The sequence below is a fragment of the Frigoribacterium sp. Leaf263 genome, from assembly GCF_001422285.1.
Lineage (GTDB): Bacteria > Actinomycetota > Actinomycetes > Actinomycetales > Microbacteriaceae > Frigoribacterium.
The window spans coordinates 34,386-45,553 of sequence record NZ_LMMO01000009.1 but is presented as its reverse complement, the minus strand read 5'-3'; the positions used below and the strand labels follow the sequence as shown (position 1 = coordinate 45,553).

The following is an 11,168-nucleotide window of genomic DNA, read 5'->3' as shown; positions in this document are numbered from 1 at the left end:
GCTGATAGAACTGCTCATCCCTGCGACGCTGCTCGTCTGGTTGGTCGCTCTTTTGCGAGCACCGGGTACCCCGCGAGTGTCCGCGTAAGCCATCGTCTATCGAGACGCCAGCGTCGCCCCTACGCTGACGTCATGAGTCCCGATATCAAGAAGCACAAAGGGCGAGCACGCCTAGCTCTGATCAGCGCGGTGGCATGGCTGGCCATCTTCGTGTTGTTCGCGGTACTCGATGCTCGTACTGACCTCAACGGCTTCACAGGTATGGGGCTCGGGATCATCTTCACGGCCGTGAACGTAGCCCTTTTCATCTACACCCGGTTGAAACTTCGGTCAGTAGAACAGCGCGAGCTTGCCAAGACGGCCTGACCCCGCCCGTCCGTAGCCCGATCGGCTATCGGGACTGAGACGCCCGAACGGTGACACCGGCCATCTCTCCCGACGTCCGCTGGACGAACCGCCGGTGCGTCGGGGAGCGACTCAGCGTTGCGCGGTAGGGCGCACGACGATCTCGTTGACATCGACGTCGGGCCTCTCGGCCACGGCGTACAAGACGGCGCGGGCGATCGCGTCGGCTGAGATCGACTCGGCGCGGTAGACGTCCATCGCGGCGGCTGCGGAGGCGTCGGTGATCGTGGACGCGAGCTCGGACTCGGTGACGCCGGGCGAGACGGTCGTCACCCGGATCCCGCGCGGCGACTCCAGGCGAAGCCCCTCGGTGATCGCTCGCGCTGCGAACTTCGTGCCGCAGTAGACGGCAGCCGTGGGCGAGACGTCGTACGCTCCGACGGACGCGATGGTCACGACGTGGCCCGTGCCCTGCGCGAGCATGGCGGGCAACGTCGCCGTGATGCTGTGCAGGAGGCCTCGCACGTTGACGTCGATCATCCGGTCCCACTCGTCGACCAGGCCCGATGCCAGGGGCGAGAGCGGCATCACGCCGGCGTTCGCGACGAGCACGTCGATCCGCCCGAAACGTCTTAGTGCAGCCGTCGCGAAGCCCTGCACCGATGCGATTTCGGTGACGTCGAGCGGCACCGCCATCGCCGTGCCGCCCGCCTCCTCGATCTCGGTGACGACTGCGTCGAGGCGGTCGGTGCGCCGGGCTCCGAGCACGACGGAGTGGCCGGCCGCGGCGAGGCGGACGGCCGTCGCACGCCCGATGCCGCTGGAGGCGCCCGTCACGAGGACGACCTTCCGTCGATGCAGGACCATGCCCGCATGGTGCAGGACGTCGTCGCGGAAGTCGCCGTCCGCGGTGAAGCCGGTGTCGTCGCGGTAGTCGATGTGGTCGCCGTCGACCTCGTAGCGGCCGACGTAGGCCGCCTCGCGGTCGCCGCGGGCCTCGACGTAGCGGCCGTCGGCCCGCAGCTCGTGACGGATGCGGCCGTCGGCCGTGACCCAGAGGCCGAGGTACGGGTGGGCAGGCAGGGCTGTGCTGGTGGTGTCCATGCCGATACTCTCGGCGCCTGCGATCCGGGGCCCCGTGCCCTGTCCTTCCGGGGTGCGCCAGGGCCAGGGAGGCGCGGTGCCGGCCACCTACCCTGGTCCCGTGACCCTGCCCGCCGATGACCTGACCCTCGCCTCGTACCTGCGTGCCGTCCGCGGCCGCCTCGTCCCGGAGTCGCTCGGGCTGCCCGGCGGCGGCGTGCGCCGGGTGCCCGGGCTGCGACGCGAGGAGGTAGCGGTGCTGGGGGGCCTCAGCGTCGACTACTACACCCGCCTCGAGCAGGGGCGGGAGGTCAGCCCCGGAGCGGCGGTGCTCGTGGGCATCGCTGACGGGCTCGAGCTCGAGGGCGACGAGCGCGACCACCTCTTCGCGCTGGCAGGGCTGATGGCTCCGTCGCGACTCCCCCGCGTCGCGAGGTCGGTGACGCCCGCCCTCGGGCAGCTGCTCGACTCGTGGTCCACGCACCCCGCGTTCGTGATCGACCCGGTGCACGACGTCTTGGCCGCCAACGCCCTGGCCCGAGCGGTGTACGCACCCTTCGAACGGTTCGACAACCTTGTACGGATGACCTTCCTCGACCCGGTGGCGCGGCGCTTCCACGTCGACTGGGCCAGAGCCGCCGACTCGACCGTCGCGAGCCTGCGGGCCGCGACCACGGAGTTCGGGGCCGACCCTCGCCTCCTTCGCCTGGTCGCTGACGTGAACGACGCGAGCCCCGACTTCGCCGAGCTGTGGAGCACGCAGCGAGTCCAGCGCAAGACGACCACAGGAAAGCGGTTCGCGCACGACGAGGTCGGGCGGCTCGACTTCGACGCCCACACCTTCGCCGTGCAGGGGGCGCCGGGCCTGCAGCTCGTCGTCTACGGCTGCGAAGCCGGCTCGGGGACGGCGCGCGCGCTGGTGCTGCTGTCGGTGGGCGCCGTGGAGACGTCGAGGATCAGCCAGTAGCGCCCGGGCAGCGATCGCTCACCGTCGTCTCCTGTGGACGCGCATGGCCAGGGTCGTCGTTCAGCCGACCTGCACGAGTCCGGCTCTGATGCCCCAGAGGACTGCCTGCAGCCGGTCGCGGGAACCGGTCTTCTGAAGAAGCCCGGCGAGGTGGTACTTCACGGTCGTCAGCTCGACGAACAGGCTCTGCGCGATCTCCGCATTCGACGACCCCAGAGCGAGCAGCTGCAGCACCTCGAGCTCACGAGCGGTGAGCCCGGCACCCTCCGCGTTCTCACGCGTCGCCCGCCCCACGGCGCCTGCGCGACGCTCGCCGAACTCTCGGAGCACGCGGCGGGTGAGCCTCTGATCGAGCGTGCCCTCCCCAGCCGCGACCGATCGGACGGCGCTCACCAAGGTGGCCTCGTCCGTGCCCTTGAGGAGGAACCCGGCTGCGCCCGCCTCGAGCGCGGCGAAGACGTCAGCGTCGACGTCGAAGGTCGTGAGGACCAGCACTCCCGCGTCGATGGTCGGGTCGGCAGTGATCTGCCGGGTGGCGGTGATGCCGTCCGTGCCGGGCATGCGGATGTCCATGCACACCACGTCGGGGCGCAGGTTGCGGGCGAGGCTGACGGCCTCGGCCCCGTCGATGGCCTGGCCGACCACCTCGAGGTCGTCGACGGCGCCCAGCACGACGGACAGCCCGGCCCGGACGACCATCTGGTCGTCGGCGACCACGACGCGGATCACGAGGCGCGCCCTGTGTCGCCGATGAGGACGAGTCGGTTCGTCCAGCCGCCGTGGTGCCGGTCGGGGCCCGTCGTCAGCCGGGCGCCGACGAGTTCGGCGCGCTCGGCCATACCGGCGAGTCCATAGCCGGTGCCCCGGCTCCTTTCCGTGCCCGTAGCCGTGCCCGTGCTAGTGCCCAGGGCGATCAGGGCCGGATCGGCGGCCTCGTTCCGCGCCACCACCTCGACCTGGTCGTCCGTCCAGGTCACGGCGACACGGCAGGGCGCTCCCGGGGCGTGCCGTGCGGCATTGGCGAGTGACTCCTGCACCATCCGGTAGGCGGTCGCCTCGGCCAGGGGGCCGAGCCGGCGCGGTTCGCCCTCGACGATCGTCGTGACGTCCTGGCCGCGCTCGCGTGCCGCCTCCGCGAGCCCCTCGATGCCGGCCATGGTGGGCGCCGCGACGGGCCGCCCCGACGCCTCGGGCTCATCGTCGCGCAGCAGGCCGACGGTGCGGCGGAGATCGCCGAGCGTGATGCGGGCGTCGTCCTGCACGGTGCGGAGCATCTCCCGCGCCCGCTCGGGGTCGCTGACGACCAGGGCCGTGGCCGCCTGCGCCCCGACGATGATCCCGGACAGGTGGTGGCCGGCGATGTCGTGCAGCTCACGGGCGAGAGCGGCACGCTCCGACCGCACGGCGCGGTCGGCATCCTCCCGCCGCTCCCGCTCCACCGAGCGCTCCTGCGCCTCGAGCGCCTCCCGGAGGCGCTCACGACCACGCACCTGCTCGGCGGCCACCGCCGGCAGCAGGTACAGCACGACGACCCGGGCCGCCGCGGTCGCGAGCACGACCCCGCCGGGCGAACCCAGCGGGCCGACGACCATCGCCGCCGCCCCGACCAGGGCGGTCGCGGACGCCGCGGCCACGAGCGCGACGAGCCGGGCGGTGCGGTCGACTCGGCGGGCGACCGTGTACGCAGCGACGACGACGCCCAGGGCGCCGATGCCGAGCTCACCCTCCGTGGTGGCGAGGACGACGAGATCGGCGGCGACGACGACTGCGAGCACGGCGAACGGCCGATGCCGGTGCGCCAGCAGCGACAGCGCCTGAACGAGCACGAGGGCCGCGTGCACCAGGGGCGGCACGTCGCCGGGCACCGTCGCGGGGATCTGCTCGCCCCCGAGATCCAGCGCGACGTACCCGAGCGCGACGGCCGCGACCAGTAACGACGGGAACGCCGACCGGAGGCGCGACGCGGGTGCGCGACGCGGCTGCGGATCCATGGGACGAGTCAACCACGACCGACGCCGACCCCCGGTGGGGTCGGCGTCAGGGCGGGCGGCGGAGGTCATCGTGCCCTGCTCGCGAGGAACATCACAGGCCCGTCATCGTCTCGATCACGCCGATCCACGCCGGCTCCCCGGTCGGACCGGACACACGGGACCAGATGCCGGACACGACCGCGCCGACGATCAGCACCGAGGCGACCACGACGACGACGACCTTCGTGCGGTTGCGGGGCCGCCCCTCTCGCTCAGACATCGCGTCGAGACAGCGCCACGGACGCCGCGACGAGGGCCACGGCCGTGAGCGCCAGGAGCGCAGCGATCGCGACCCCTCCGCCGACCGTGCCCGCGCCTCCGTGGATGACGGACTGCGCGAGGGCGACGGGCAGGAACTGCGTCCACGAGGCCGCCGCTCCCCCGCCGACGAGCTGGGCGACGGCGGCGACGATGGGTTCGGCGACGAGGGCGCCGATCGTGACGAGCACCCCCGTGAGCTGGGATCGGCAGAGGATGCCGACCGCGAGGCCGATGACCGCGAGGCAGGTGATGGCGAGGACCCCGCGTGCCGATGTCGCGACGACGGCGCCGGTGGCTGCGGTGAAGGGCGTCGCGGTCAGCGCGAGGGAACCGATCAGGGTGAGCAGGCTGACGATCGCCAGCACGATCCCGACGACCGTTGCGCCGGCGCCGACGGCGGTGGCCTTCGCCACGACGACACGGCTGCGACGAGGGCTCGCGAGGACGGCGCCAACGATGCCGCCGTGCCGGTCGTCGCTCGTCCCCGCGAGGACCCCCAACAGCACGACCGCGACGAGCGCCAGGCCGATCGACCCGCCGCCGAGCGTTGTCCCGAGCGGAGAGAGAGCGTCGAGCTGCGTCGCCGCGGCCGTCAGGTCGACGACGGGAAGATCATCGCCGAGGGCTTCGGCCCCCGGGCCGACCTGACCCGTGGCAAGGGCGGGGAGGAGGACGACGAACACGAGCTGGGTCATGACCAGGCCCAGCAGCGCGACGACGGCGGCGACCTTGGTGGCCGTCGTGGTGACGAGCCCGAGGATCTCCGCGCGTAACATCAGCGCACCACCCCTTCGGTGCCGGTGACCTCGAGGTAGTAGCCCTCGAGGGTCCCGGTCGGGTCGGCGAGCACATCGGCCATCGTGGCCTCGGCCACGACACGGCCCTCGGTGATGACCACCACGTCGTCGGCGATCTCCTGGATGTCCGACAGCAGGTGCGACGACACCAGCACGGAGCCCCCGTCGGCCGCGAACGCACGGAGCCTCTGACGGAGCCAGTGCATGCCCGCGGGATCGAGACCGTTCGCGGGCTCGTCGAGGACGAGGAGGCGCGGCTCGCCGAGCAGAGCCGCGGCGATCGCGATCCGCTGGCGCATGCCGAGCGAATACGTGCCGGCACGGCGGTCGGCGTCCTGACTCATCCCGACCTCGGCGAGGACCGCAGCGACACGGTCGGCGCCGACCCCAGCCCGCAGGGCAGCGATCGCCAGGTGCTGTCGGCCCGTGCGGGCCGGGTGCAGGCCGCCGGCGTCGAGGACCACGCCCACCTGCTGAGCCGGGTGCACCAGCTCGCGGTAGGGGGCGCCGAGGACGAGAGCGTCACCTCCGTCCCGGGAGACGAGATCGAGGAGAAGACGGATGGTCGTGGTCTTGCCCGCGCCGTTGGGGCCGAGCAGGCCCACGACATGGCCGGGACGGACGGAGAAGGAGACGTCGGCGACGCGGGGGCGGCCGCGGTGGGCCTTGCGGAGTCCGCGCACCTCGAGGGGCAGGGGGGTCGGTTCGTTCATGCTGTCCACCCTCGCGACACAAGCCCCGCGGCACCCCCGCCGCTGGCACAGCTCCTCCCGTCCTTCTGGCCAGTAAGCCCGACGACGTCGAATCAGGCGGCGGGCCAGCATTCACGGCCGACCACCCTGGTCACCGCCCGTCGTGACGCAGTAGGGCCGGTAATGGATGGGCTACGGCATCACCCGCCGGTTCATTCCTCGTCGGGTGTGGATGGGGCCGTAGACAGCCAACGGCTCGCTGTTTGCTGTGCGATCAGGAACACGACGATTCCGCCAATGATGGCGACCACTTGCGGCACGCCGAGGATGACCAACGGTATTCCCACGCTCAGCGCAAGAACGAGTGAACCGAGCGTGATCAGGGGACGGAGTCTGCGGCGTTGTGCAGGGGTCGGCTCGTTCCTCATGCGGTCAGCCTAGAGATCTTTGTTTAGGACCCCGCGTCCGATAGACGATTCCCTATCGGGACGATGCTGGAGCAGCGTCAGCACCTGTGTTGAACCACCGTCGGACTCTACGTACGGCAAAAGCGCTAGAAAGGCTCGTTGCCAACTTCTCCCGTGCGTCTTTGGCCAGTTCCAAGGAACTGCAGGAACCGCCGCCCCTGCTCAGTCGTCCGGATGTGCGTGAGCGCGGAGCCCGTCGTGGTCGTTTCTAGGATACGAGCAGGGAGGGTCAAGAGCCCTTCGCGATCCAGTTCGGCGACCATGTCAGTGAGGTGTCCCTTCAGCTCTCCGTCACCGCCAGCGATGTCGTCGCGAATGAAAGTGTGGAGGGACGCAAATGTCGTCTGCTCATACTTCTCCGGGTCTCCGCCGTGAGATGCGATCCAACCGGCGGGGTTGTCGAAGGCCACGAGTAGACGGATATGCCAGGGCCTGAGACGTGCCGCCCAGTCAATAAAACGTTCCTGCTGCTCCGGTACAGCCGCGCTGCTTGCGCCGATTCCTGCGGCAGCTTCTGCAAGGAGTCGTCGCTTCTCGTCGTCCGCGGACTCGTGAGCGGCACGTAAAAGCCTGTTCACTGCCGCGTAGAAGCTCGGGTCCGCCGGATTGAACCGAGTTTCGCCGTTCTGCTCTTCTAACCATCGCACTCGCGCTGCGAGCGAAGCCAGGTACTCGTCTTGGACCTCTTGTCGTCGAGTCTCGATAGCTGCCTGGATGCCGCCCAGGACAATACCGAGGCCGGGCACCTGGCTTGCAGCAGCCATAGCGACTCCAACAACGGCACTCTGGACAGTTGAACGGTCGGGAAAGACTTCGTCGCTCATGAAGCCATTCTCCACGCATCAAGAGGCCGAATGCGATGTAGGCATTTGCGCGGCGTCCACACCCCACACCAACTCCACTTTCGCGCAGACCCAAGATGCCACCCCACCCCTAGAGCGCGGGGACCGGCAGTTGATCCCCTATCGGGCACACCCGACGGATAGGCCACGTCCACGAGCTCGGCGACCTGAGCCGAATTCCTGTCACCTGCGCAGGCAGGATTTTGTGGTCGGCGATCTAGTTATCACACGACGCGGTCGCGCCGCCATCGATAGCCTCCCTACGATTGGCTCATGCCACCGCCCCCTGATTTGACCTGGATACCTGGGACCGCCGCCGCTGTATTTGGCGCAGTTATAGCCATAGATGCGAATCGACGTGCCGCTGTCCGGGACAGGCAGTCCGCGAAGCGAGAAGTCGAAAGGCTTACCGCGGATCGAGAAGCGCGACGGCGCGACACCGAGCGTGAAGCAGTTCTCCGCCTCGTCGAGTTGTTCCAGAAAGCCCATTCGAACACCGTCGAGCCGGATGAGACAGACGCCCAGCGGGTGCAGATAGCCGAGGACGAGTGGCGCGAGGTTCTATACACGCGGACCTTCGAAGAAGAGTTTCCGCTGTGGTGGAGGTCGCTCTCCGAGCTGAGCGTGGATGCCGAGTTGATCACCGACGATGCAACACGCAAGGAAGTTCTCCTGTGCATGCTCGTGATGAACGAAGCGCCCGAAATAACGAAGCTAGGCCCTTGGGGCACTCACCGTGAAATCGTGCGCAATGTTGCAGCGGTTGGTTTCGCGGTGCTCGGCGCTTGGCTCCGGGCGACACCACAAGACAGAGCGACACGTGCAGCTGTAACAAACGTGGGGCATATGCAGGCGGCGTTCGACAAGCATGTTCAATCAGTCTTCGAGCGAAAGTGAACCTGGAGACGTGTCTGCTCCACCGTCGGACGCCCGGTACGCGATCCGTCACCAGACGCCCGAGGGCAGCGGCCACTCCCCCGTAGTTGCTGAGCCCAGATCGTCTCGATAGATCATTTCGGAATCGATCTCGGTGAAGGATCCCCTATAGGGCGAGTTATGGAGATGGTCTCGTGGCCAACTGCTTGTCGAGCGAGAGGAGGTAGAGAAGATCTCTTCTAGGAGCTGCCTCAAGACGTTCACTACGAGTCTGGACGGCCCGTACGCTCGCGACGGCTGCCGCGGCGATCGAGGTTGCGATGGCGAGGGCGTCTGGCGCCTCGGGTGCAAACGCCGGCAGCCCAAACCAGAGGCTAGGAACACCCAGGACCGCCCCCACGAAACTCTTGTCGCCAGCTAGCGCGCCTGCAGTTTCCCGTGCAATACGAGACCCCCCAACTGCATTCCGCAGGTCGACCAGTGCCGGCTCGACATCGGTTCGCCAAACTCGCTGAACCTCAGCGTCGAAGCCAGGATCGATGGCATCGACACTCAATCGCTTGGTGACTTCCGCTATCCCACGGCGGTAGTGGATCAGCTCATCGGCAAGCTCGAGCCGAGCCTCGAGGACGGACGTCATGGACGCGTCCGGGAAGGCACTAAGTCGCTCAATGAAGTGCGTTCCGGCCCCAGCATCTGCAGCGTTTGCTAGTGCTTGAGGGGACGCTTGACCACGTCCTTCCTTCTCAAAGCTCGCGAGCAACCTAGCCATTTGCTCGTCGAAAAGAACATGCTTACTCGGTACCGCAATCAATTCTCTGAGTTCCTCGACGTAAGCCTCCATGTGTCGACCTGAGTTCGCACCGGTGATCCACTGTGGGTACCGAATATCTAGCAGGCCGGCCTCTGCTGCTTCATTGAGTTCCGTTCCACCCCCCGCTCGCCATTGATCGTCGAGATTCGAAAGCACGGAGGACTCGCCTCGGGCCATCTCAACAATCGATCCGGTCGCTGCCTCAAACGCCTTACGTTGGGCAACGGGAACTCCCCGCCGCTCACTTCTGGGCATCTGACTCCAGCGGCGCACTTCGCGCACCATCGGACGGAGTTGGTCTGGGTCAGCCTTGAAGTTCCGAAGCTGCTCATCGGACATCTGGTCTAGAGCTTCGAGGAGCGTCAACGGATCCTGCTGCACCCCGGCTGCCATGACCGCAATGAACGAGGCCGCCGGTGACCAGAGCTCCACTCGATCGGCATAAAGCAACGCTGCACGAGTCAGACGGACGTCTTCAAGAACGGAGAGACCCTCCTGAGTTGAAGCAGGAGTCGTGGCCACGATGAGAGTCAGATTCCCAGATGGGTCTACCTGTGCTCGAGCGTGGGCCTTTTCTTGCTTACGTCGCGACGCTTTGCCCATTCCCTGAATCTACACAGCACCTGCACTCCATAGAAGCCGGCAACAAGCGTCTTGAACGGGAAATGTGCAGGGCAGCGCGCAGCTCTATGGTTAGGACGTCTCGGCGCGTTGGATCGCGCGGTAGACCGTCGATCGGGCGACGCCGAAGAGCTCCGCGATCTCGCTTGTGGTGTGTGCGCCGGTGCGGTGGAGCTGCACGAGGTGCTTTTCCTGCGAGGGGGTGAGCTTGGGTTTGCGGCCGCGGAGCTTGCCTGCGGCCTTGGCGATCGCCATGCCCTCGCGGGTGCGGGCTCGGATGAGGTCCGCCTCGAACTCGGCGACCATGCCGAGCACGTTGAACAAGAGTCGGCCGACGGGGTCGGTGGGGTCGTAGACCGCTCCCCCGAGATTCAGGGCGACACCCTTCTTCGTCAGCTCATCCGCGATGTCTGTCGCGTCCCGAAGTGAGCGAGCGAGACGGTCGAGCTTGGTGACGACCAGGACGTCGCCGGCGCGGCACGCAGCGAGGGCCTCGCGGAGGCCGGGCCGCGCTCGAGTCGTCCCCGACAAGCCGTGGTCAACGTGCACGTGTTGATCGTCAACACCGAGCGCTGCAAGACCATCACGCTGTGCTGCGAGATCTTGTCCCGAGGTCGAGACGCGGGCGTATCCGATGAGCAACCGACGACTGTAGCGTTTAGACCCCCGTCACCGGGCATTTTTGCGGGACAGGCATATGCGAATACGCAGGCCAGACGCCACTTGATCTGAGCCGGTCAGGAGCAGCTCGAGCAGGTGTCCCGATGAACGACCGCCTGTCGGACAGCCAGAGGGATTCGTCACCGCAGACAGAGACACCGGCTGCAGACTCGCGACCGGATCGACGCCCCGCCCGAGTGCTTCCAGGGCGGGAAGACTCCGCGGAAGCCGCCCCATCTGCTCAGGCGTCGAACATCGGATACGGCTGATCATCGTCACTCGCGTAGACGATTCCGAATGGTTTGTTCGTGATGAAGAGGAACGTCACGTCGTTGTCCGCGGTCGCCCCGTGCTCCATCCACCCACCCTCGGGGAACCAGACGAAGTTGCCCGGCCCGTACTGCCCCCGGTGCGTGTTCAGCACTCCGTCGAGGACGTACATCCCGTGGGCATGAGGGTGGGTGTGCCACGTGTTCGTGAAGCCCGCCGCGTAGCGGAGCATCATCACCTGCATGCCGGTGTCGGGGTCGCTGAAGAGGCTCTTGCTCGGCAGCTCGGCCCCGGTCTGGGGCACGAGGAACGTCTCCCACGGCATCCGGCTCGAATCGGCGACGATGACGTCTGTCTGGTTGGTCGGAACGGTCTCGGCCTTGTCCGTGATCTCGGTCATGGCGATCCTTTCGGGGGAGGTCATGCTCGGCGTGTGAGGAGCG

At 67.7% G+C, this 11,168-nt stretch carries 14 protein-coding genes; 3 read left to right on the top strand and 11 right to left on the bottom strand.

Annotated features, from left to right (window positions below; all coding sequences use genetic code 11):
* The first annotated feature begins 132 nt into the window (after nt 1-132).
* Nucleotides 133-366 (top strand): hypothetical protein, encoded by a 234-nt coding sequence (locus ASF17_RS15020; RefSeq protein ID WP_055802085.1) that lies wholly within the window; start codon nt 133-135, stop codon nt 364-366.
* A gap of 111 nt (nt 367-477) precedes the next feature.
* Here the strand turns inward: ASF17_RS15020 and ASF17_RS15015 are convergent, their stop codons facing one another.
* The gene (locus tag ASF17_RS15015) at nt 478-1,449 is read right to left on the bottom strand and encodes an SDR family NAD(P)-dependent oxidoreductase (RefSeq protein WP_082475454.1); all 972 of its coding nucleotides are present in this window, start codon (nt 1,447-1,449) and stop codon (nt 478-480) included.
* A gap of 100 nt (nt 1,450-1,549) precedes the next feature.
* On the opposite strand from ASF17_RS15015, the gene ASF17_RS15010 reads away from it, so the two are divergent.
* Entirely contained in the window at nt 1,550-2,395 is an 846-nt protein-coding gene (locus ASF17_RS15010) for a helix-turn-helix transcriptional regulator (RefSeq protein WP_235476678.1), read from the top strand.
* Between the two features lie 60 nt (nt 2,396-2,455).
* Here ASF17_RS15010 and ASF17_RS15005 read toward each other — a convergent pair whose 3' ends face one another.
* From ASF17_RS15005 to ASF17_RS15705, 7 genes are all read right to left on the bottom strand, one after another.
* On the bottom strand, nt 2,456-3,124 hold the full coding sequence (locus ASF17_RS15005; protein WP_055802082.1) for a response regulator transcription factor: 669 nt from the start codon (nt 3,122-3,124) through the stop codon (nt 2,456-2,458).
* Entirely contained in the window at nt 3,121-4,386 is a 1,266-nt protein-coding gene (locus ASF17_RS15000; protein WP_055802080.1) for a sensor histidine kinase, read from the bottom strand. Before ASF17_RS15000 ends, ASF17_RS15005 begins: the two co-directional genes overlap by 4 nt.
* A 91-nt stretch (nt 4,387-4,477) precedes the next feature.
* Nucleotides 4,478-4,645 (bottom strand): hypothetical protein, encoded by a 168-nt coding sequence (locus tag ASF17_RS15715; RefSeq protein WP_156357482.1) that lies wholly within the window; start codon nt 4,643-4,645, stop codon nt 4,478-4,480.
* Nucleotides 4,638-5,462, bottom strand: coding sequence for a hypothetical protein (locus tag ASF17_RS14995; RefSeq protein ID WP_055802077.1), 825 nt, complete (start codon nt 5,460-5,462; stop codon nt 4,638-4,640). The genes ASF17_RS15715 and ASF17_RS14995 overlap by 8 nt, the downstream gene beginning before the upstream one ends.
* Nucleotides 5,462-6,196 (bottom strand): ABC transporter ATP-binding protein, encoded by a 735-nt coding sequence (locus ASF17_RS14990; protein WP_055802073.1) that lies wholly within the window; start codon nt 6,194-6,196, stop codon nt 5,462-5,464. The genes ASF17_RS14995 and ASF17_RS14990 overlap by 1 nt, the downstream gene beginning before the upstream one ends.
* Nucleotides 6,197-6,387: 191 nt before the next feature.
* Nucleotides 6,388-6,603 (bottom strand): hypothetical protein, encoded by a 216-nt coding sequence (locus tag ASF17_RS15710; protein ID WP_156357481.1) that lies wholly within the window; start codon nt 6,601-6,603, stop codon nt 6,388-6,390.
* Between the two features lie 125 nt (nt 6,604-6,728).
* Entirely contained in the window at nt 6,729-7,466 is a 738-nt protein-coding gene (locus tag ASF17_RS15705; protein WP_156357480.1) for a hypothetical protein, read from the bottom strand.
* A 291-nt stretch (nt 7,467-7,757) separates the two neighbouring features.
* Here ASF17_RS15705 and ASF17_RS15700 point away from each other — a divergent pair, with 291 nt between their 5' ends.
* The gene (locus tag ASF17_RS15700) at nt 7,758-8,381 is read left to right on the top strand and encodes a hypothetical protein (RefSeq protein WP_156357479.1); all 624 of its coding nucleotides are present in this window, start codon (nt 7,758-7,760) and stop codon (nt 8,379-8,381) included.
* A gap of 157 nt (nt 8,382-8,538) precedes the next feature.
* Here the strand turns inward: ASF17_RS15700 and ASF17_RS15695 are convergent, their stop codons facing one another.
* The 3 genes from ASF17_RS15695 to ASF17_RS14975 form a co-directional block, all read right to left on the bottom strand.
* Nucleotides 8,539-9,696, bottom strand: coding sequence for a hypothetical protein (locus ASF17_RS15695; protein ID WP_156357478.1), 1,158 nt, complete (start codon nt 9,694-9,696; stop codon nt 8,539-8,541).
* A 171-nt stretch (nt 9,697-9,867) separates the two neighbouring features.
* Complete coding sequence (locus tag ASF17_RS14980; protein WP_055802067.1) at nt 9,868-10,437, bottom strand: recombinase family protein; 570 nt, start codon at nt 10,435-10,437, stop codon at nt 9,868-9,870.
* Between the two features lie 259 nt (nt 10,438-10,696).
* Nucleotides 10,697-11,125: a cupin domain-containing protein gene (locus ASF17_RS14975; protein WP_156357477.1), complete on the bottom strand. Its 429-nt coding sequence runs from the start codon at nt 11,123-11,125 to the stop codon at nt 10,697-10,699.
* Between the last annotated feature and the right edge of the window lie 43 nt (nt 11,126-11,168).